Below are 21,305 nucleotides of genomic sequence, written 5' to 3'. Positions count from 1 at the left end.
TTATGTCTTTCAGATACTCTGTGTGCGGCCCACGCGTAGCGGCCGAAATGCCTGGCCGTCGCCGTAGAAGTAGCGTGAAAAGCCTTCGTAGTATTCGAGACGCAACGTCTGGATGGCGACGATGATGCCTTCGAGCACGATGACGAACAGGTTGCCAAGCACCAGCGTGATCCAGTGACCGATCACGCCCATACCGTCGGCCAGCGTGAACACGGCGAGTGACAGGGCGACATGATTGAGACTGAAGGCGGCGACGCGCAGGAACGACAGCGAACTGGTGATGTAGCCGTTGACGATCTCGAAGGTCTCGATCAGCGTGGTCATGAAGCGCTCGCCGAAGGGCGCATTCGATGCCTGCCATTGGTAGGCGACCAACAACACGAGTGCCAGCACGATCACTGCCGTCGCGACCAGCGGAAAGCCTTTGCCGTTGGCCAGGTTGATCAGGCCGATCAGCAGCGCGAGGTACAGCACCAGCGGCAGCACGCCACCGGGCCCGAAGATCGCGCCCGCCTGATCGCCGGCGCGCAGGCGGTTGATGATCGCAATCGCCGATCCAAGCGTAAGGAACGCCACGCCCCAGCCGAGCGCGACCGTAAGCATGTAGATCGGATCGGTCATCGGCGCGATCCATAGCGGATGCAGCCAATGCTCGACACCGAACACGCTGCCGTACAACCAGCCGAACAGCATCGATGAACCGCCGGCCAGCACGAACAGGTAGGTAAAGGCACCGATGCGTTTACGTAGCACCAAGCCGACCAGCACGATGACGGCGCCGTGGCCGACATCGCCGAACATCATGCCGAACATCGCGGCAAAGGTGATGGCGAACAGCACGGTCGGGTCGAATTCGCCAAAGCGCGGCACACCATATTGCTGTACCAAGACGGCGAACGGCTTCAGCAGGCCGCGGTTCTGCAACGGCACCGGGACGAGGTGCTCTTCATCGGGCCGCGCTGGTCGCGATGAGATCAGGAAAGGCAATGCCAGTTGGCGTTTCAACATGGCTTCGACATGTGGCAGACGTTTTGCCGGCACCCAGCCCTGCAGTGCGGCGAGTGTGCCGCGTGTGCGCGCCGCCCCGCGCAAGGCTACGTACGGCTCAGCCGCTTCGAGCAGCTGTCGGGCGCGCAGAAATTCGCGGCGATTGGTATCGCGCCAGTTCGCCAGGCGATTGCGCAGCGCATCGCATTTACGTTCGAGTTCGAGACGCTGCTCGGCGAGCTGTTCACGGACCGCATCGGGGTTGTCGTCGAAACGCTCGGGGATTGCCAGCGGTTGAAATGCCGCGGCATGCAGCACGCTGTCGAGCACGTCGGATTTCTCGCGGCTACCCGCGATCAACACCCGCACTGTTTCATCGTCACCCGACACATTCAGGATCATGTGATTCGACAGCGCCAGTACCTCGCGCAGTCGTTTCAGGTTGTCGGTCGGGATCGAACCGATGCGCATGTCGAGGTAGGCATGCTCGCCCTGCAGGCGACTCAGATCGATATCGAGATCGGCGAAGTCGTTCAGCGATTGTTCGAGGTGTCCCAGTTCACGGAACTCGTCTTCCAGTCTGTGCAGGTCTTCGTCGCACGGTGCGCATTGTTCCCAGGCCTCCGCCAGCCAGCGGTCGACTTCGATCAATTGTTCGCGCTGCAACACCAAGGGCGGCATCTCGGCGTCGTTTTTCGGCAGTTCACCGAGCAGGGCTTCGAGGCGATCCAGATGTCCCCAGGCGCGTCGGATGCGGGCGCGGAAGGTCTGACCCGGTATCTCAGGTAGCTCGGATTCGAGCAAGGGGCGTTCATCGGGAGCGAAGGCTTCGAGTTCGGCCAGTACCAGGCTCGCGCGCGGCAGCTCCTCACGCATCAGCGTGATGGTGACATGGCGCATGTCGTTGCCGGCGAGCATCAGGCGGCCTCGCGGTGCAAGGGATCGAGCGCGTCGCTGAGGACCGCGTCGTCGATGCCGTAGATCCGGGCATGGACGATGGCGTACAGGGTGTTGATGTCGCCGAAGCGCAGAACCAGGTAGGCGAGCACACTGGTCAGCGCCGACGGGCTGCGGCGCATCAGGCCGCGTGCGCGATCGTGCAGATTGCGCCGCAGCATGGCCTCGATCAGCAGGATCTGCTTGGGAACCGCTTTGTCGCCGAACAGGCTCGCCGGCAGCACCGATATCGCCTCGTCGAGCGTATCGGCCTGCAGGATGTGCTGCAGTTCCTGACGATTGAGGATGCGCCCACCATCGATCGCCAGGTACAGCACCTCGCTGGCCTGCAGTTCGTAGTTGTAACGGTAGCGCAGGCTCCACACCAGGTTGTGCCGGTCGACAATGCGGCCGATCAGGTCGAGTGTCTCGTCGCGATCGGGCGATTCGAGCTGGCGCGCGCGATCGATCAGTTCGGAGTAGAACTGTTGATCGAGCGTGGCATCGAGCAGAAACGGATCGGGGCGTTCCTCGTAGCGACGCAGTGCCTGGGTCGCGATGCGGTTGTAGCGTGTCTTCTGCAGGTGGCGCAGCAGTTCGGGCACGCTGTCGGTGTTCAGTAACTCATCGTGGTTGAGACTGAGAAAGCCGGGCAATTGGAACAGGCTGCGTTCGATCTCTTCGTTTGGTAGCTGACCGATCTTGCCGCGCACCAGGGCTTTGATATTGAGTAACTCGTAACGGCTTGCCCATTGGGTCAGCAGGCGACGCGCCGGGCCCTTTAGCGGTCGCAGCAGGGCACTGAGTTCATCCAGCCAGGTCTGCATCAAGGCGCGCTCAAAGGTGGCCAGTCGTTGGGCGACGTTGTTGCCCTTGATCACGTCGAAGCCGCTGCGCGTACTCAGCTCGTCCAGCGGCAGTTGGCTCAGGTCGATGAGCTGTTCCGGGCTGAGCAGGTTGGTGCTCATGATCGCCAGTCGTGTCCGCAGATAGGCCTGATCGGCGATGCGACTCACGGGCGATCCTTTTCGTTGTCACCCAGCAGATGGGAGAACGCCGCGTCCACCGCAGCCTCTTCGTGCGCCTCGGCTGCGTCGCGCAATTGCGACAGGGTCTCCTGAAAACGCCGCTCCATCTCGGCGACGGTCTGGTTGGCGCGCTGATCGGATTTTTCGAGAAACGAGGCACGAATCTCGGGAACGCGCGCCTGGAACCGGTCCTCCTGCTGACGTGCCTCCTGCAATGCCGTCTGCACCTTGTGGTCGCTGTCGGCTTGCGCCTTGGCGACAAGTTCACCGGCAGCATTTTCGGCGGCCAGTAGCCGTTTCAGGGTGTCGTCCACGGTATCCGGTTCTCTACCATCGGTGAGTGGGATTGATATTTAGTCTAATCCGCGAACGATGGTGTCATATGACAGACGCCAGGTTAATTGATTTGCGTCATAACGTGGCGGACGGTGGGACGGGGCTCAGTTGTCGATTGGGGGAAACAGCAGGGCGAGGGCGACGCGGCGTTGTTCCGCGAGCAGGATGTTGAAGGTGCGGCAGGCGGCCGCGTTGTCCATCACCTCGAAGCCGATCTGCAGATCGATCAGCGTGACGAATATTCCCGGGTCGGGAAACACCTGGATGTCACCGGTTCCCAGGATCAGCACCTCGGGTTGCCGGTCGGCGATCGGTCGCAGGTCGGCTGCGCACAAACGGCTCGCGTCGTCGGCCGGCCAATCGTCGACGATCTCGTTCGGCAGCACGATCAGGCTGCGCTTGTACCGCTGCTGGCGGATCTGAACCTCGCCCGGGCGGTACGATTTGACGACGTTGGTGTTGGCGGCGCCGTCGAGGGCCATCTTCATCGTTTTCTCCCAGTGTGCGCCGGTGCGCGCCGGAATCCCATCGTTGGTGGTCTAATCACCTAATTTCATTGACATTTTGCGCGGGACTCCTGTAGCGTATCTCGTTTGATTTTCGCTCCGCAAAACCGTTGAGGTAACCCCGTGTCGTCCCCGGAAATGGAAGATTTTCGCAGAATCAAGCGCTTGCCGCCTTACGTGTTCGCCATCGTGAACGAGTTGAAGGCCGAAGCGCGAGCGCGCGGGGAAGACATTATCGATTTCGGTATGGGAAACCCAGACCAGCCGACGCCGAAACACATCGTCGACAAACTGGTCGAGGCCGCGCAACGCAACGATACCCATCGCTACTCGGTGTCGCGCGGCATCCCGCGCCTGCGGCGTGCGATCTGCAACTGGTACAAGTCGGAGTTCGACGTCAACCTGGATCCTGATTCGCAGGCGATCGTAACGATCGGTTCGAAAGAGGGACTGGCGCACCTGGCGCTTGCCTGCATGGGGCCGGGCGATTCGGTACTGGTGCCCAATCCGGCCTATCCGATTCACCCTTACGGCTTCATCATCGCCGGCGCCGATGTGCGCCATGTGCCGATGACGCCCGAGCACGATTTCTTCGAGGAGCTGCACAAGGCGATCGAGGAGTCGTGGCCGCGTCCGAAGATGCTGGTAGTGAACTTTCCCGGTAATCCGACCACGCAGTGCGTCGACCTCGAGTTCTTCGAACGCATCATCGAGGTCGCCAAGGCCAACAACATCTGGGTCATCCACGACCTGGCCTATGCCGCGATCTCGTTCGATGGCTACAAGGCGCCGTCGATCCTGCAGGTGCCGGGTGCAGAGGATATCGCTGTCGAGTTCTACTCGATGTCGAAGACCTACAACATGCCCGGCTGGCGTGTCGGTTTCATGGTCGGTAACAAAACCCTGGTAGCGGCGTTGGCGAAAATAAAGTCGTATCTCGATTACGGCATGTTTACGCCGATCCAGGTCGCGGCCATCGCGGCGCTCGAAGGACCGCAGGATTGCGTCGATGAGATACGCATGATGTATCAGCGTCGCCGCGATGTGTTGTGCGACGGTCTCAACGCCATGGGTTGGGACGTGGTCAAACCGAAGGCGACGATGTTCGTCTGGGCGCCGATCCCGCAACCGTACCGGCAGATGGGATCGCTGGAGTTCTCGAAAAAGCTGTTGCGTGAAGCCAGGGTGGCGGTATCGCCGGGCGTCGGATTCGGCTCCTACGGCGATGACCACGTGCGCTTCGGCCTGATCGAGAATGAGCACCGCACGCGTCAGGCGTTGCGCGGTATCAAAGACATGTTTCGCCGGGATGGCGTGCTGAAAGCGGCGAGTTGAGAATACGCTCGATCCCGTCGCACAGAGAAAGTGGAGTAATACAACGTTGAAACCCGTCAAAGTCGGCCTGTTGGGCCTGGGTACCGTGGGTGGCGGTACGCTCAATGTACTGGTCAGAAACGCGGTTGAGATCGCGCGCCGTGCCGGTCGCGAGATTGTCGTGGCGCACGCAGCGGCGCGTGAGTTCAATCGGGAGTCACTCGATGGCATCGATACCGTCGAGGTCACCGATGATGCCTTCAAGGTGGTCGAGAACCCCGAGATCGACATCGTTGTCGAGTTGATCGGCGGTTACTCACCGGCGCGCGAGCTGGTGCTCAAAGCGATCGAGAACGGCAAGCACGTGGTCACCGCCAACAAGGCGCTGATCGCCATGCACGGCGACGAGATCTTCGCCGCGGCGCAGGCCAAAGGCGTGACCGTCGCGTTCGAGGCGGCGGTTGCCGGCGGTATTCCGATCATCAAGGCGGTGCGTGAAGGCTTGGCGGCGAACCATATCGAATGGATCGCCGGCATCATCAACGGCACCGGCAACTTCATACTGACCGAGATGCGCGACAAGGGTCGCGACTTCGCCGACGTGTTGGCCGAAGCGCAGGCGCTCGGTTATGCCGAGGCGGATCCGACCTTCGACGTCGAAGGTATCGATGCTGCGCACAAGCTGACCATCCTGGCGTCGCTGGCGTTCGGTATCCCGCTGCAGTTCGACCGCTGCTACACCGAAGGTATCAGCCGTATCGAACCGCAGGACGTGACCTATGCCGAAGAGTTCGGTTACCGCATCAAGCATCTCGGCGTCACGCGACGCACGGAGAAGGGCATTGAACTGCGCGTGCATCCCACGCTGATTCCGGAGCGTCGCCTGATCGCCAATGTCGACGGCGTGATGAACGCGGTGCTGGTCAAGGGCGACGCGGTGGGTCCGACGCTGTACTACGGTGCCGGTGCCGGCTCGCTGCCGACCGCTTCGGCGGTCGTGGCCGATGTGATCGACGTCACCCGCACGTTGACCACCGATCCGGAAAATCGTGTGCCGCACCTGGCCTTCCAGCCGGGCGAGTTGTCGGATATGTCGGTGTTGTCGATGGACGATGTCGAGACGGCGTACTACCTGCGCATGACTGCCGAAGATAAGCCGGGCGTGGTTGCGGCGGTTGCCGGGATCCTCGGCGATGCCGGTATCAGCATCGAAGCGATCAAGCAGAAACAGCCGCGCGAAGGTGAAAACCAGGTGCCGCTGGTGATGTTGACGCACCGCGTGCTCGAACGGCAGATGAACGAGGCGATCAGCAAGATCGAGGCACTCGACGCCATCTCTGCCGACGTGATCCGGATTCGCGTCGAAAGCCTTAGCTGACGGTGTGATTCGTCACCTGTTCGTGCCCGGCTTGCTGGGGCCCTTGCCGTGGGCCGGGCACGACGATCATCCCGCGCTGCCGCAGATCGAGCGCCTGCTCGCGCGCGCCGACCGGCTCTTTGAACCGGCCGGTTATGCGGGCGGCTTGTTTGCGCTGTTCGGTATCGAGCAGGCAGCGGGTAGCGATCTGCCGACCGCTGCGGTCAGCTATTTCGCCGATGCCGGTGAGGCGCCTGCGGGTTATCTGTTGCACGCCGATCCCTTGCGCCTGGTGCCCGATCGCGATTGCCTGTTGGCGTTCGATCTCGACGACGATCCGCTCGACGACGATGAACGCAATGAGCTGGTGCAGGCGTTCAATGCGCACTATGCCGACGACGGCTTGCGTCTCGCCAGTGATCATTCCGGCCGACTCTATCTGCAGTGTGAACAGGCGCCCTCGATCAGGACGCGTCCGCTGTCGGCCGTGATCGGGCGTGGTCTCGACGGTCATCTGCCGGTGGGTGATGCGCAACGTGAGTGGCACAGCCTGCTCAACGAAACCCAGATGCTGTGCTACGGCTTGGATTTCAATCGGCAACGCGAGGCGCTGGGTCGACCGACGCTCGGTGGCCTGTGGTTCAGCGGGGGCGGTGTATTGCCGCCGCAGGGGGATGGTCCCGAGGTGCGCGTAGTCGGCGAGTGCGCGCTGGCCCGCGGTTTGCGCCAACTGCGTCGCGGTGGCGAGCGGCGTGAGCTGATCGTCGATCGCACGGTAGAGCAGGCCGTGTCGCGCGCCGATAAGGGCAGCTGGGTGCAGGCCCTAGTCGCACTCGACAACTGCGTGGCGATACTGCTGGATGACTGCGACGAACTGCACCTGCATCCGGGCAACGGCGGGGTTCACCGCTGGCATGCGGGTGCGGCCAGGCGTTTCTGGCGCAGGCGGCGACCCTTATCTGCCTGGCTCGAGGATGGTCCGCAAGCGCCGGTCAGCCGCGGTAGCAACAAAGAGTTATAATCCGCGCCTTTGTTGAACACGCAGCGCTCATCATGAATTTCATCGAAACCCGAGGCAACGACGGCAAGCGGTCGTCGTCGGTCAGCTTCTCCCAGGCCATTCTCAGCCCGATGTCGTCGTTCGGCGGCATTTACGTCCCTGAATACCTGCCACAGCTCGGTGAATCGTTCCTTCGATCGCATCTGTCCAGCGACTACAAGACGCTGGCGCGCGCCGTGCTCGATGCCTATGAACTGGATATCGACGCCGAGGTCATCGATGCGGCGCTGAGCCTCTACGACGGTTTCGACGACCCGGCCCAACCTGTTCCAGTGGTGCGGGTGCGCGACGATCTGTTTGTCACCGAGCTTTACCACGGCCCGACACGGGCATTCAAAGACATGGCGCTGCAGCCGTTCGGCGTGGTGCTGTCGAGCCTGGCGCAGGCACGCAATGAGCAGTACCTGATCCTCGCGGCAACCAGCGGCGATACCGGTCCGGCAACGCTGGAGACCTTTAAAGATCGCGCCAACGTGAGGGTCGCCTGCCTGTATCCGGATGGCGGCACCTCGGATGTGCAGCGCCTGCAGATGGTGACAGAAGATGCCGCCAACCTGAAGGTGATCGGCATCCACGGCAACTTCGACGACGCACAAACGGCGCTAAAGACCTTGCTGTCGTCGGATGCGTTTCGCGGCACCTTGCGCGAACGCCATATCCATTTGTCGGCGGCGAACTCAGTCAATTTCGGCCGCATCATCTTTCAGCAGATCTACCACATCCACAGCTACCTTGAGCTGGTGCGCCAGGGCGCGGTCACGCTGGGCGACAAGGTCTACCTGAATGTGCCGAGCGGCAACTTCGGCAACGCACTCGGCGGCTATTACGCGATGAAGATGGGCCTGCCGGTCGAGAAGATCCTGATCTCGTCGAACAGCAACAACGTGCTGACCGACTTGATCCGTACCGGCGTCTACGATCTGCGCGATCGGGCGGTGATCGCCACCAGCTCACCGGCGATGGATATTCTCAAGTCGTCGAACATCGAGCGCATTCTCTTTGACCTGTTCGGCGCGCAGCGTACCCGCGAGTTGATGGCGGACTTGGATCAGAAGCGCATATACCGTTTGAAGGGCGATGAGTTGGCCGCGTTGCAGGCCGTGTTCGCCGCCGACTATGCCGATGATAGCGAGGTCGAAACCTCTATCCGCGACACCTTCCGCGACACCGGCTACCTGATGGATCCACATACCGCGACATGCTTCAAGGCGCATGCAAGCTGTCGTGAAAAACCATTACCTGGCATCGTCTATTCGACGGCGGAATGGACCAAGTTTTCGCCGACCATCGCGCATGCGCTGACCGGTGAGGTCGACAGCCACGATATCGATGCGTTGAAGTCGATCGCCGCCACCGCCAATACACCGATCCCGCCGATGATCGAGGCGTTGTTCGACAAGCCCGTGGTGCAGGATACGGTGATCGACAAGGACGACATCGAGCGCGAAGTGCTCGCCTTTCTCTGACGGCGAATCGGTAAAAGGCAACAAAAAACGGGGCAGAGCCCCGTTTTTTTTGGTCGGTCAGGTAGCCCCGCAGTCAGACGTTGTAGTACTCGCGATACCATTTGACGAAGTTGGCCACGCCTTCTTCGACACTGGTCGCCGGCTTGTAGCCCAGGTCGTTCACCAGGTCGTCGACGTTGGCATAGGTATCCGGTACGTCGCCCGGCTGCAGCGGCAGCAGTTCCTTCTCCGCCTTCTTGCCGAGGCAGTTTTCCAGCGTTTCGATGTAGTGCATCAGCTCGACCGGGCTGTTGTTGCCGATGTTGTACAGGCGGTAGGGCGCGCGGCTGGTGCCGGAGTCGGGTTCGTCGCCGTTCCAATCCGGGTTCGGCTGTGCCGGCTGATCGAGCACGCGGATCACGCCTTCGACGATGTCATCGATATAGGTGAAGTCGCGACGGTGTTTGCCGTAGTTGAACACCGGGATCGATTTACCCGCCAGGATGTTCTTGGTGAACATGAACAGCGCCATGTCCGGACGACCCCAGGGGCCGTAGACGGTGAAGAAGCGCAGGCCGGTCGTCGGCAGGTTGTACAGGTGGCTGTAGGTGTGCGCCATCAGCTCATTGGCCTTCTTGGTCGCCGCATACAGGCTGACCGGGTGATCGACATTGTCGTGCACCGAGAACGGCATATTGGTGTTCGAGCCATACACCGAGCTGGAGGATGCGTACACCAGGTGCTCGATGTTGTGGGTGCGGCAGCCTTGCAGGATGTTGCCGAAGCCCACCAGGTTGCTGTCGATATAGGCGTAAGGGTTTTCGATCGAGTAACGCACGCCCGCCTGGGCGGCGAGGTTGACCACGCGCTGCGGCTGGTACTTGGCGAAGGCGTCGGCCATGGCCTCACGGTCTTCGATGCGTGCACGTACCTCGGTGTAGCCGTCGTAGGCCAGCGTGCGCGCCAAGCGCGCTTCTTTGAGCGTTACGTCGTAGTACGGGTCGAGACAATCGACGCCGATGACCTCGTCACCGCGTTCGAGCAGGCGCAGGGCAAGGGTCGATCCAATGAAGCCTGCACTACCGGTAATCAAAACTCGCATAACAACAATCCTGTGGGTTTCTGCTTACAGTCGGCCGTCGGTGTCTGCGGCAGGGAAGAGGTATTTCACATCGAACAACACCGCATTCTCGGCACCGAGGGCGCGGATATCGTCGGCGCCCATATCGGCGAACTGACGATGTGCAACAGCCAGTACGATCGCATTGTAGGCACCGCTATCCGGCTGGGCGACGGGCGTGATGCCGTACTCGTGCTGCGCTTCTTCGCTGCTGACCCATGGATCCCAGACATCGACCTGCATGCCGTAGCTCTGCAGTTCGTCGATGATATCGGTGACCCGGGTGTTGCGCAGGTCGGGGCAGTTCTCCTTGAACGTCAGGCCCATGATCAGTGCGCGCCCGCCTTTGACCGTGAGGCCGCGCTGCAGCATCAGCTTGACCACGCGACCGGCCACATGCGAGCCCATGCCGTCGTTGATGCGCCGGCCGGCGAGGATCATCGCCGGGTGATAGCCGATCGCCTGCGCCTTGTGTGTCAGGTAATAGGGGTCGACACCGATACAGTGGCCGCCGACCAGCCCGGGACGGAACGGCAGGAAATTCCACTTGGTGCCGGCCGCCTTCAACACCTCTTCGGTATCGATACCGAGCTTGCCGAAGATAAGTGAAAGTTCATTCACTAACGCGATGTTGACGTCGCGCTGGGTGTTCTCGATAACCTTTGCCGCCTCGGCGACCTTGATGCTGCTCGCCTTGTGCGTGCCGGCGGTGATGATGCTGGCGTACAACTCGTCGACGAAATCGGCGATCTCCGGCGTCGAGCCCGAGGTTACCTTTTTAATGGTGGTGACGCGGTGTTCCTTATCGCCCGGGTTGATGCGTTCGGGACTGTAGCCGGCAAAAAAATCCTGGTTGAACGTCAATCCGGATGCCTGCTCGATGACCGGTATGCAGTCTTCTTCGGTGGCGCCGGGGTAGACGGTGGATTCGTAAATCACGACATCGCCCTTGCCGATGACTTTACCGACGTCGCGACTGGCCGATATCAAGGGGCGAAGGTCGGGGCTCTTGTAGTCGTCGATCGGGGTAGGGACCGTAATGATAAAAACATTGCAGTCGCGAATGTCGTCGACTTGCTCGGTGAAGGCCATCGACACCGAGGCCAGTTCTTCGGGCTCGACTTCGAGCGAGCTGTCTTTTCCCTGTCGCAGTTCAGTAATACGCGGAACACTGATATCGTACCCCACCACTGGAAATTTCTTAGCGAATTCAACCGCCAGCGGCAGGCCGACGTAGCCCAGTCCGATGACGGCGATTTTTGCTTCTTTGACATTCATGGGGAGAAGAACCTTCCTCTACGTGCGGTCAGCCCAAGCTGGCGATGGCGCGGGGATGATAACCTGCCGCGGGATTTCAGGCGAGACGAAGCCACCCTATGAGTGAATCGATTGAGAAAATTTTTATTATTCGGTTGATAAACGTGATCGGGTTTGTCAGTCTCGGCGCGCCCGTCACCAGCAACCAGGAATCCTTGCGGCCATGATGATCCGGCTTTTCGGCCACTATGTCTCCAAGCTCTATCTCGTGCTTGGCGTGGTCGAGTTCTTGGTGATGTTCTATTCGCTGCTCGCCGGGTTCTACATGCGGTTCTCGATGGGCGATACGAAGGTTATCGAGACCCCGGAAACCCTGTCGTACACGGCGATCGCCTACGCCTTGGCAATGAACGTCTCGATGGTTTCGGTAGGGCTCTACCAGCGGGGCCTGCCCTTCGGCGCCGGCCTGCTGGTGCGCCTGGGCTTGAGCTTCCTGATCGCAAGCGTGGCGATGAGCGTGGTCTTCTACGCCTTTCCCGACCTGGTCGTCGGGCGCGGCGTCATGGCCTACACGATGCTGTTCACGCTGGTCGGGGTACTCGGCCTGCGCACCCTGTTCTTCCGGGTTACCCATAGCGAGACGCAATCGACCAATGTGCTGGTGGTCGGCACCGGCCGGCAGGCGCAGATGATCGCCGAGCTGGAGCCGGGACAGCCTGGGTTCCGCGTCGTCGGCTACGTCGCGGTCAACGAAGAAGAGGCGAATATTCCCGACAACCGGCGTATCTCGCACGACCGCCGCTTGATGGAAATGGTGCTGGACTACGAGGTCGACGAGATCGTCGTGGCGCCGGACGACCGCCGCCTGCGCCTGCCGGTCGACGAGATTCTCGACTGCAAGATGTCGGGCACCATGGTGCTCGATCTGCTGAGCTTCTTCGAAAAGGAGACCTCGCGGATCAAGCTGGACGTGCTGCACCCGAGCTGGATCTTCTTTTCCGAAGGATTTCGCCTCAGCGGCCTGGCGCAGTCGTCGAAGCGGGTGCTGGATCTTGCGGTCGGCATCCTGATCTTTTCCCTGTCATGGCCGTTGATGCTGCTGGTCGCCGCGGCGATCAAGATCGAGAGTGGGGGGCGCGGCCCGATCCTGTTTCACCAGACGCGCGTCGGCCTGAACGGCGAGACGTTCCGCGTACACAAATTCCGCAGCATGCGCACCGACGCCGAGGCGGACGGTGTGGCGCGCTGGGCGACCAAGAACGACAGCCGGATCACGCGCGTCGGCGCCTTCATTAGAAAGACGCGCCTGGACGAACTCCCGCAGGTGTTCAACGTGCTGATGGGCGAGATGAGCCTGGTGGGCCCGCGTCCTGAGCGGCCGGAGTTCGTCGAGCAACTGGAGAAGGAGATTCCATTCTATAGCGAGCGGCACCGGGTCAAGCCGGGGCTGACCGGCTGGGCGCAGCTGTGTTACCCCTATGGCGCCACAATCGATGATGCGCGCAACAAGCTGGAGTTCGACCTGTACTACGTCAAGAATGCCAGCGCCTTTTTGGACCTGATCATTCTGCTCGAGACGGTCGAGGTGGTGTTGTGGGGCAAGGGCGCGCACTAGTCGCCATGGCGTGCGGATCGGCCAGTGTCGCGTCGTATGCCCGTCTCGTCGACCTGTCTGTTTCTCGCCTGCATCAATCGCCCGATGTTCAAACGCCTCGTTCCCTCGAGTTGATCCGCCGGGCCGGCACGACATGATCAATCAGCTCTCGTTCTACGGTTACGGGCTGGCGGGGATCGCCTTCTTCCTACTGTTCCTGTTGTTGTTGACCGGCTGGCGGGCGCGCTTCCAGGGCTCGCAACTGATGCTCGCAGTGGCCGGTTCGGCGTTGTGGAGCCTGGGTGCGGCCAGTCACGCGCATTTCGAGATACCGGCGCTCGACCTGGTGTGGGCCAGCGAGGTCGTGCGCAACCTGCTGTGGATCTTCTTCCTGCTCCACCTGTTGAAGCCCTTTGCCAGCGGCAACGCGATCTACATGCGCATGCTCAGTTATGTGCGGCTCGGTTGCCTGGTGCTCGGTTTCCTGATGCTGGTGATGCTGGTGGATATCTCGCAACTGCTGTCGTATCTCGAACCGACCGCGATCAAGCGCGACTTTTCGCTGATCGGTCAGTTGCTGCTGGTGGTGTTGGGCCTGGCCCTGGTCGAACAGTTGTTCCGCAACACGCCGGTAGAGCAACGCTGGGGTATCAAGTACCTGTGTTTCGGTCTCGGCGCCGTTTTCGTCTTCGATTTCTACCTGTATACCGATGCCTTGTTGTTCGGACGCCTCGACGCCTCGATCTGGTCGGCACGCGGCTATGTCAACGCGATGGTCATTCCGATGATCGGCATCACTGCGGCCCGCAATCCCGAATGGAACCTGCCGGTGTTCATGTCGCGCCGCATGGTGCTGCACTCGACCACGCTGTTCAGCGCCGGCCTGTACATGTTGTTGATGGGACTGGCCGGTTACTACATCAAGCTGTACGGCGGGGAATGGGGCGGCGTATTGCAGATCGCCTTCCTGTTCGGCGCGATCATCGTGCTCGTGGCGTTGCTGTTTTCAGGCCAGTTTCGCGCCCGCACCAAGGTTTTCTTCAACAAGCACTTTTTCAGTTATCGCTACGACTATCGCGAAGAGTGGCTGCGTGTAATCGGTCTGCTCGCGGGCAAGAGCGTCGAGATGCCGCTGAGCGAACGCGTGATCTGGGCCCTGGCCGAGATCGTCGAGAGTTCCGGCGGCGTGCTGTGGTTGCGCAACGAGAAAGGTGAGTACCGTTATAAGGCACGGTTCAATGCACCGATCGAAGGCGAACCCTCGTTTGACGCCAGCGAACCCATGGCGCCGTTCATGGAGACGCAGCGCTGGGTGATCAACCTCGACGAATATCGTACCGACCCGGATGTATACGGCGACTTGATCTTGCCCGACTGGATCCTCGACGATCCCGAAACCTGGCTGGTCGTGCCCCTGATTCACGACGAACGTCTACTCGGCTTCGTCATGCTGCTTCAGCCGCGTGCACCTCAGTCGATAAACTGGGAGAACCTCGATCTGCTCAAGACGGTCGGCATGCAGGCAGCGAGCTACCTGGCGCTAAATCAGGCGGCCGAAGCGCTCGCCGAAGCGCGCCAGTTCGAGGGCTTCAATCGACTTTCGGCGTTCGTCATGCACGATTTGAAGAACCTGATCGCGCAGTTGTCGTTGGTCGCGAAGAACGCGGCGAAGCACAAACACAATCCGGAATTCGTCGACGATGCGATCCGGACGATCGAAAACGCGGTCAACAAGATGAACCGCCTGATGGTGCAGTTGAAGAGCGCGGATGTGACCGGCGAGAACCGCACCATCAACCTGGTGGATGAATTGCGCGACGTAGTAGCAGCGAAATCGAGTGGAAAACCAGCGCCCAGCTTTCATACCGAGGTCGACGTGGCTTACGTCTCCGCGGAACCCGATCGTTTGTCGTCGGTCTTCGGCCACGTCGTGCAGAACGCCCAGGATGCCACGCCGCCGGATGGCCGCATTGACCTCGGGCTGCGCATCAATGACGACCAAGCTATAGTGGAGGTTCGCGATACGGGCAGCGGCATGGATGAAGATTTCATCAAGACCCGCCTGTTCCGGCCGTTTGATTCCACCAAAGGTTTGACGGGCATGGGCATCGGTGCCTACGAGTGTCGCGAGGTTATCTCGGCGCTCGGCGGGCAGATCGATGTCGAAAGCATGCCGGGAAGAGGGACAACATTCCGCATCATGCTGCCGCTCGCCGAGCAGCCGGTCGGATAGTCGATCAGTGGACGACAAAACAAAAGGGTAGTGCCCAGTGGCTGAAGCAAAAGACAAGCTCCTGATCGTCGAAGACGATCCGGGTCTGCAAAGTCAGTTGAAATGGAGTTTCGAAAACTTCGACGTGGCGGTCGCCGAAGATCGTGCCGGCGCCTTGGCGCATCTGCGCCGTCTCGAGCCGCCGGTCGTCACGCTCGATCTCGGCTTGCCGCCGGACCCCGGCGGTGTCTCGGAAGGTTTCGGTCTGCTCGAAGAGATCCTGTCACTGGCGCCGGATACCAAGGTGATCGTGGTGACCGGCCACAACGATCGCACCAATGCGATGCGTGCGATTGCGATGGGCGCCTACGATTTCTTCGAAAAGCCGATCGATCCGGATCTGCTCGGCATCACCATCCAACGCGGTGCACGTCTCTACCAGATAGAACAGGAAAACCGCCGACTGCAGACCTCGCACGGCGCCTCGCCGCTCGACGGCCTGCTTGCCTCCAGCCCGGAGATGCTCAAGGTCTGCAAAACCATCGAGAAACTGGCGCCGACCGATGTGTCGACCCTGATTCTCGGCGAGAGCGGCACCGGCAAAGAGGTTGTGGTCAAGGCGCTGCACAATCTCAGCGATCGACGCGACAAGCGCCTGGTGGCGATCAACTGCGCCGCGATTCCGGAAGCACTGCTCGAAAGCGAGCTGTTCGGCTACGAGAAAGGCGCGTTCACCGGTGCGGCGAAAACGACCCCCGGTAAGATCGAAGTCGCCAACGGCGGCATCCTGTTTCTCGATGAGGTCGGCGACCTGCCGCAGCCACTGCAAGCCAAACTGTTGCGTTTCCTGCAGGAAAGGGTGATCGAACGGATCGGTGGCCGCTCCGAGATCCCGGTCGATGTCAGAGTGATCTGTGCAACGCACCGCGATCTGCCCGAACTGATCACGAGCGGCGATTTTCGCGAAGATCTCTACTACCGCATCAATGAGGCGACGATCAGAGTGCCGCCGGTACGCGATCGCCAGGGCGATACCTTGTTGTTGGCGCGGGCGTTTCTCGAACGCTTCGCCGAACAACTCAAGCGGCCGGTCAAGGGTTTCACGACACAGGCGATCGAGGCGATCGAGGCCTATAACTGGCCCGGCAACGTGCGCGAACTGGAAAACCGCGTCAAACGCGCCGTGATCATGGCCGACGGCAACCAGGTGTCGCTCGAGGATCTCGAACTGCCGGGACAGACCGAGGGTGCCGACGTCGAACCGTTCAATCTACGCGAAGTCAGGGAAAAGGCCGAATCTCAGGCCATCTTGCGTGCCTTGACGCGGACTGAAGGCAATGTCTCAAAAACCGCCGAATTGCTGGGGGTCACCCGTCCGACGCTGTACAATCTGATGAAAAAATACGGCATCGGCGACTGATTTGCCGGGTGGAAGCCCGACCTGCCATCTCATTGCCCGATCGCGATAAACGATAAAACTCCCGGTGACGGTACGCCTGTCGCCGGCGCGCCGGGAAACTTAGCAAAATTCAAACAGCCTGAAACGCAACATGCTACGAAGGTGCGTGACGCGTGAAGGCCACTGTCAACTTGAAGACGTATGATGGTCGTCTGGCCGCGAAGCCCACGACGATAAGGAGCATACCGAATGAAGTCTCACCCCGCGAAACGCTGTCTGGCCACGCTCGCGCTAGTGTCGATGTTGACCGCCCCGGTCGTTGTGACGGCGGCATCGGTCGACGAATACCTGGCCGAGGCGAAGGAGTTCGTGCAGAAGGGCGAAATCAAGGCCGCGGTGATCCAGCTGAAAAACGCTCTGCAGGAGGACCCGACCAATGTGCAGGCGCGGGTCATGCTGGGTTCTCTTTATCTGCGCGGGGGGGATGGTCCGGCAGCCGCCAAAGAGTTCGGCCGGGCGCGTGATCTGGGGGCAGCGGAGAAGTTGTGGTTGCCGGGCTACGCACGTGCGTTGATGTTGCAGGGTCAGTTCGATGCGGTTCTGAAAGAAGTCACCGCCGAAGGTGATCTGGACAATAAACAGCGCGCCGAACTGATTGCGCTGCGCGGCAATGCAAATCTTGCCACCGGCCAGATCGAGGAAGCCCAGGGCGAGTACGACAAGGCCTTGGCGCTCGATCGCGGCAATCCGATGGCGCGTCTCGGTAAGGCACAGATACTGCTCAGTCAGCGCCAGGAGGAGCAGGCACTGGAGCAGCTCAACAAGGTGCTGCTTGAGCATCCGGCACACGTCGAAAGTCGCCTGGCGCGCGGTGATCTGATGCGCCGCCTGCGTCGGCTCGACGATGCCTTGGTCGACTACAAGCGTGCGATTGATGAATCGCCGCGCAACGCCCGTGCCTACATCGGGCAGGCGCTGGTGCACATCGCCCAGCGCGATGTCGACAATGCCAAGAAGGACCTCGAGGTATTGCACACCATCGCAGCCGATCTTCCGGCGGTGAATTACCTGCAAGCCTTGGTGTCGTTCCAGGAAGGCGACTATGACCGTGCCTCCGACGAGCTGCAGGCGCTGTTGCGGGTTACGCCATCGAGTCTGCAGGCGCAATTGATGTATGGCGTCGTCAGCTATGCGCGCAATGAGTTCACGATCGCCGACGAGTACCTGAGCCGCGTATTGTCGAGCAATCCAAATAACCCGCAGATCGCGAAACTGGTGGGCGCGGCGCGAATCAAGTTGCGTGATCCGCAGCGTGCGGTGAAGGCCCTGGCGCCGGTGGTCAGCGAGGCGACGCGCGACGCGCAGTTGCTGGCCCTGCTGGGTACCGCCTACCTGCAGACGGGTGAGAATTCGAAAGGTGCCGCATTGATCGAGCGTGCGGTAGAGCTGGACCCCGAGCAGGCGATGCTGCGCACCCAATTGGCCGTGGGCAAGATCGCCAGCGGGGACACCGCTGCTGCGATCGATCAGCTCGAATCGGCGGTGGCCCTGGGGCAGGACGTGGTCCAGGCCGACGTGCTGCTGGTACTCAGTTACCTCAACAAGAAGGAGTTCGACAAGGCAATCGCGGCCTCCGAAGGGCTGGAAGAGCGCATGTCGGATAGCCCGATTCCGTTCAATCTGACCGGCCTGGCTTACCTGGCGCAGAGTAATTTTACCGAAGCCAAGCAGCGCTTCGAACGCGCCCTGGAAAAGGACCCCAAGTTTCTCGTTGCCCACATGAACCTCGCGCGCCTGGGCTTGCTGACGAACGATCCGGGTGCAGCCAAGAAGGCCTATGAAGACGTGCTGGCGAAAGATGCCAAACACATCGGTGCGATGATGGGGCTGGCGGCGCTCGCGCAAAGTGCCAACGATGCTGAGCAGGCCGAGGCCTGGCTGCGTCGCGCCAATGATGCGAACCCGCAGGCCTTGCAGCCGAAGGTGGTGTTGGCCGAGCTGTATCTGCGCCGCAACGAGGGACTCAAGGCCACCAATCTGCTCAGCGGACTGCCGGCCGAGCAGGCCGAACTGCCCGCCGTGTTGCGCCTGCGTGGTATGGCGCAGCTGCAAAGCGGCGATTACAGCAGCGCGATCCACACGCTGCGGACGCTCACCGAGCAACAGCCTAAGTCAATGGAGGCCTGGTTCCAGCTGGCCAGGGCACAGGCTGCGTCCAATGATCTGGCCGCTGCACGCGAGAGTTTCGCCAAGGCGACCGAACTCGATCCGGAATACAAGGTGCCGGTCGTCTGGGTTGGCCTTGGCGAACTGGAGTTGCGTGACCGCCGCTACGACGCAGCGCTGGAACTCGCGCAGACCTTGAAGGAAAAGTTCCCTCAGCGCGTGTTCGGCTATGACCTCGAGGCTGCCGCGTACCGTGGCCAGGGAAATACCGAACGTGCGACCGAGGCGCTGGAGGCGGCGATTGCGATCGAAGGCGACACCCGCAGGGTCAATCTACTTGCCAGTGCCTATGTTGCAACCGGAGACAACGACAAAGCCGTAGAGGTGCTGCAGGACTGGCTCGACAAGCATCCGACGGATGGCGCGACCTGGGCCAACCTCGGTGTGTTTCAGCAGCAGGTCGGCGATACGACGGGGGCCTTGCTGGCGTATGAAAACGCGATCAAGCACGGACAGGCGAATTCGGTCATCCTGAACAACATGGCGTGGCTTTATCTGCAAAAACGCGACAAGCGTGCTGAGGAATACGCGACGCGCGCCTACCAGATGGCATCCGACAGCCCCGAGATCATCGACACTTATGGCTGGGTGCTGTTCCAGACCGGCAAACGCAATGATGGTCTGGCTGCGTTGCAGCAGGCGCTGGTTATCGCGCCGAACAACGCCGAGATTGCGCTGCACGTTGCCGAGGCGCTGCACGCGCTCAACCGCGATGCCGAAGCCCGACCGGTACTCGAACGCATTCTGCGTGAGCATGCCGGATCGGCGATCGAGAAGGATGCACGGGCGCTGCTCGGCAAACTGCGCGGCTAGTTCTCGCTCTGCTCGCGCGCTGCGATATATCCGCGGCGCGCGAGCAATGCCATACCGTAGGCCGCCTCAGTGTGCGCGGCTGGCGTTACCGGTACGCCAAGAAAACGTGCACGAATCTGCTGCCATGCCGTGTTGACGGCGCCACCACCACTGGTTTGCACCCGGCAAGGGTACGGCGCACCGAGTGCCTGCAGTCGGCGGTACCCTTGTGCTTCGATCGCTGCGATGCCTTCCAGCATGGCTTGCAGGAACACGGCATCATCGTCCGGGCGCGGCGAGAGCACCGGTCGTTTGCCGGGGTCGGCTGTCGGAAATCGTTCGCCGGTGGCGGGCAGGGGATAGTAGTCCAGACCTGTCGGCGTATTAGGATCAATGCGTTCGCTCAGCTCGGCCAGCCGCGCATCGGTGAAATGCTGACGCAGCACGGCGCCGCCGCAGTTCGAGGCGCCGCCAACCAGCCATCGATCGCCCAGGCGATGACTGTAGATGCCGTCTGCTGCCGAGTACACAGGGCGTTCGGAGACCACCTTCAACACCAAGGTGCTGCCCAGCGAGGTGACGGCATCTCCCACCGCGTCGGCGCCGGCGGCCAACGCCGCCGCATTGCTGTCGGTTGTGCCCGCCACGACGACCAGGTCGCGCGGCAGGTGGACTTCGTCGGCAACGTGCGGGTCGATCACGCCGATGCGCGAGCCGACCGGTATCACGCGCGGTAACCAGTCACGATCTATCGGCAGTTCGTCCATCCAGTCCGGCCACCGGCGGTGCACCACGTCGTAGCCCAGTTTGAGCACGTTGTTTTCGTCTGCAATGCCGAACTGCCGCGTGAAACAGGCGGCAATCCAGTCGGCTTGGTGGTGCACGTAGGCTATGCGCTCACGTGGCGTGCGTTCGATAAGCCGCAACGCCTTTGCCAACGCCGAGGTCGGTCCCTGGGCGGCGCTGTCGAGCGGGGCAATGCCGGCGAGCGCGCGTGCCTCGGCCAGCGCCTGGCGGTCGTTGTACATCAGGGCGGGGGTGAGCGGCTCGCCTCGTCGGTCGCACACCAGCACCGATGACGAGGTGCCGTCGATGCTCAAGGCGCGGATGCGCTGCGGTACGTTCGCAATAACCGTTTGCACGACCTGCCGAACCGCCTGCCACCAGTCTTCCGGCGACTGCTCTGCGGCGCCATCGGCCGGGTGTTCGGAAGGGGGGAGTGCGGCCCGCGACTCGGCGACCACAGCAGCGTTGTCGTCGATCACGATGGCACGACAGCCGGATGTCCCCAGGTCGATGCCCAGATAGGCGTTCGCCGTCGTGCTCGGTTCGGGCAATGTCGGGGTCAGGGCAACTGTACGGGGGCTGGCGCGACCCAGTCGTCGGCGCGGTGTTCGGCGACCACGTTGGTGTAGACGCCGCCACGCACGTTGAACTCCGCCGTCAGGCGCATGAAGCGGGGGCTAGTGGCACGCACCAGATCGTCGAGGATCTGGTTGGTGACGTCCTCGTGGAAGGCGCCTTCGTCACGGAACGACCAGATGTACAGTTTCAGCGATTTGAGCTCGACGCAGCGCTCGGCCGGGACATATTCGAGGTGCAGAGTCGCGAAGTCCGGCTGGCCGGTTTTGGGGCACAGGCAGGTGAACTCGGGCATGCGGATACGGATGGTGTAGTCGCGCTCCGGGCGCGGGTTGTCGAAGGTCTCCAGTTCTTTACTGGGTCGGGTGGACATG

At 61.4% G+C, this 21,305-nt stretch carries 16 protein-coding genes; 8 read left to right on the top strand and 8 right to left on the bottom strand.

What is annotated here, in order from left to right; genetic code table 11:
• Nucleotides 1-9: 9 nt before the first annotated feature.
• The 4 genes from B1781_RS15795 to B1781_RS15780 all read right to left on the bottom strand — a co-directional run bounded on the left by B1781_RS15795 (nt 10) and on the right by B1781_RS15780 (nt 3,775).
• Complete coding sequence (locus tag B1781_RS15795; RefSeq protein WP_078120579.1) at nt 10-1,905, bottom strand: V-type ATP synthase subunit I; 1,896 nt, start codon at nt 1,903-1,905, stop codon at nt 10-12.
• Complete coding sequence (locus B1781_RS15790) at nt 1,905-2,939, bottom strand: V-type ATPase subunit (RefSeq protein WP_078120578.1); 1,035 nt, start codon at nt 2,937-2,939, stop codon at nt 1,905-1,907. The genes B1781_RS15795 and B1781_RS15790 overlap by 1 nt, the downstream gene beginning before the upstream one ends.
• Nucleotides 2,936-3,265: a hypothetical protein gene (locus tag B1781_RS15785; protein ID WP_078120577.1), complete on the bottom strand. Its 330-nt coding sequence runs from the start codon at nt 3,263-3,265 to the stop codon at nt 2,936-2,938. Before B1781_RS15785 ends, B1781_RS15790 begins: the two co-directional genes overlap by 4 nt.
• 126 nt (nt 3,266-3,391) lie before the next feature.
• Complete coding sequence (locus B1781_RS15780; RefSeq protein ID WP_078120576.1) at nt 3,392-3,775, bottom strand: Mth938-like domain-containing protein; 384 nt, start codon at nt 3,773-3,775, stop codon at nt 3,392-3,394.
• Between the two features lie 156 nt (nt 3,776-3,931).
• Here B1781_RS15780 and alaC point away from each other — a divergent pair, with 156 nt between their 5' ends.
• The 4 genes from alaC to thrC are packed head-to-tail and all read left to right on the top strand — an operon-like array spanning nt 3,932 to nt 8,990.
• Nucleotides 3,932-5,128, top strand: coding sequence for an alanine transaminase (gene alaC / locus B1781_RS15775; protein WP_078120575.1), 1,197 nt, complete (start codon nt 3,932-3,934; stop codon nt 5,126-5,128).
• A gap of 46 nt (nt 5,129-5,174) precedes the next feature.
• Entirely contained in the window at nt 5,175-6,485 is a 1,311-nt protein-coding gene (locus B1781_RS15770) for a homoserine dehydrogenase (protein WP_078120574.1), read from the top strand.
• 4 nt (nt 6,486-6,489) lie between these two features.
• Nucleotides 6,490-7,485 (top strand): hypothetical protein, encoded by a 996-nt coding sequence (locus tag B1781_RS15765; protein ID WP_078120573.1) that lies wholly within the window; start codon nt 6,490-6,492, stop codon nt 7,483-7,485.
• A gap of 32 nt (nt 7,486-7,517) precedes the next feature.
• A complete protein-coding gene (gene thrC / locus B1781_RS15760; protein ID WP_078120572.1) occupies nt 7,518-8,990 on the top strand; it encodes a threonine synthase in 1,473 nt (490 codons plus the stop codon).
• Between the two features lie 73 nt (nt 8,991-9,063).
• Here thrC and B1781_RS15755 read toward each other — a convergent pair whose 3' ends face one another.
• Both B1781_RS15755 and tviB read right to left on the bottom strand, forming a co-directional pair.
• The gene (locus tag B1781_RS15755) at nt 9,064-10,071 is read right to left on the bottom strand and encodes an NAD-dependent epimerase (protein WP_078120571.1); all 1,008 of its coding nucleotides are present in this window, start codon (nt 10,069-10,071) and stop codon (nt 9,064-9,066) included.
• Between the two features lie 24 nt (nt 10,072-10,095).
• A complete protein-coding gene (gene tviB / locus B1781_RS15750; protein WP_078120570.1) occupies nt 10,096-11,367 on the bottom strand; it encodes a Vi polysaccharide biosynthesis UDP-N-acetylglucosamine C-6 dehydrogenase TviB in 1,272 nt (423 codons plus the stop codon).
• 202 nt (nt 11,368-11,569) lie between these two features.
• On the opposite strand from tviB, the gene B1781_RS15745 reads away from it, so the two are divergent.
• The 4 genes from B1781_RS15745 (at nt 11,570) to prsT (ending at nt 19,590) form a co-directional block, all read left to right on the top strand.
• On the top strand, nt 11,570-12,961 hold the full coding sequence (locus B1781_RS15745) for a TIGR03013 family XrtA/PEP-CTERM system glycosyltransferase (protein WP_334223751.1): 1,392 nt from the start codon (nt 11,570-11,572) through the stop codon (nt 12,959-12,961).
• A 133-nt stretch (nt 12,962-13,094) separates the two neighbouring features.
• Nucleotides 13,095-15,173 carry an XrtA/PEP-CTERM system histidine kinase PrsK gene (gene prsK, locus B1781_RS15740; protein ID WP_078120569.1) on the top strand — a complete coding sequence of 693 codons (2,079 nt, stop codon included), beginning with the start codon at nt 13,095-13,097 and terminating at the stop codon, nt 15,171-15,173.
• A gap of 37 nt (nt 15,174-15,210) precedes the next feature.
• Nucleotides 15,211-16,572 carry a PEP-CTERM-box response regulator transcription factor gene (gene prsR / locus B1781_RS15735; protein ID WP_078120568.1) on the top strand — a complete coding sequence of 454 codons (1,362 nt, stop codon included), beginning with the start codon at nt 15,211-15,213 and terminating at the stop codon, nt 16,570-16,572.
• A gap of 228 nt (nt 16,573-16,800) precedes the next feature.
• Nucleotides 16,801-19,590 (top strand): XrtA/PEP-CTERM system TPR-repeat protein PrsT, encoded by a 2,790-nt coding sequence (prsT, locus tag B1781_RS15730; protein WP_078120567.1) that lies wholly within the window; start codon nt 16,801-16,803, stop codon nt 19,588-19,590.
• Here the strand turns inward: prsT and B1781_RS15725 are convergent.
• A complete protein-coding gene (locus B1781_RS15725) occupies nt 19,587-20,906 on the bottom strand; it encodes an FGGY-family carbohydrate kinase (protein WP_125932123.1) in 1,320 nt (439 codons plus the stop codon). The two genes, prsT and B1781_RS15725, sit on opposite strands and share 4 nt — an antisense overlap.
• A gap of 8 nt (nt 20,907-20,914) precedes the next feature.
• Nucleotides 20,915-21,304, bottom strand: a complete 390-nt coding sequence (queF, locus tag B1781_RS15720; protein WP_078120565.1) for a preQ(1) synthase — start codon at nt 21,302-21,304, stop codon at nt 20,915-20,917.
• Nucleotide 21,305 lies beyond the last annotated feature (1 nt).

The organism is Thiosocius teredinicola, assembly GCF_002009425.1.
In the GTDB taxonomy this organism is placed as follows: domain Bacteria; phylum Pseudomonadota; class Gammaproteobacteria; order Chromatiales; family Chromatiaceae; genus Thiosocius; species Thiosocius teredinicola.
Note: the sequence above shows the minus strand (reverse complement) of the source record. Positions and strands in the feature narration are given on the sequence as shown.

Bases quoted from the DNA above. Each gene is read 5' to 3' on its own strand.
- B1781_RS15795 (WP_078120579.1), bottom strand. From the start codon at position 1,905: ATGCTCGCCGGCAACGACATGCGCCATGTCACCATCACGCTGATGCGT.
- B1781_RS15780 (WP_078120576.1), bottom strand. From the start codon at position 3,775: ATGAAGATGGCCCTCGACGGCGCCGCCAACACCAACGTCGTCAAATCG.
- alaC (WP_078120575.1), top strand. From the start codon at position 3,932: ATGGAAGATTTTCGCAGAATCAAGCGCTTGCCGCCTTACGTGTTCGCC.
- thrC (WP_078120572.1), top strand. From the start codon at position 7,518: ATGAATTTCATCGAAACCCGAGGCAACGACGGCAAGCGGTCGTCGTCG.
- B1781_RS15755 (WP_078120571.1), bottom strand. From the start codon at position 10,071: ATGCGAGTTTTGATTACCGGTAGTGCAGGCTTCATTGGATCGACCCTT.
- tviB (WP_078120570.1), bottom strand. From the start codon at position 11,367: ATGAATGTCAAAGAAGCAAAAATCGCCGTCATCGGACTGGGCTACGTC.
- B1781_RS15745 (WP_334223751.1), top strand. From the start codon at position 11,570: ATGATGATCCGGCTTTTCGGCCACTATGTCTCCAAGCTCTATCTCGTG.
- prsK (WP_078120569.1), top strand. From the start codon at position 13,095: ATGATCAATCAGCTCTCGTTCTACGGTTACGGGCTGGCGGGGATCGCC.
- prsT (WP_078120567.1), top strand. From the start codon at position 16,801: ATGAAGTCTCACCCCGCGAAACGCTGTCTGGCCACGCTCGCGCTAGTG.
- queF (WP_078120565.1), bottom strand. From the start codon at position 21,304: ATGTCCACCCGACCCAGTAAAGAACTGGAGACCTTCGACAACCCGCGC.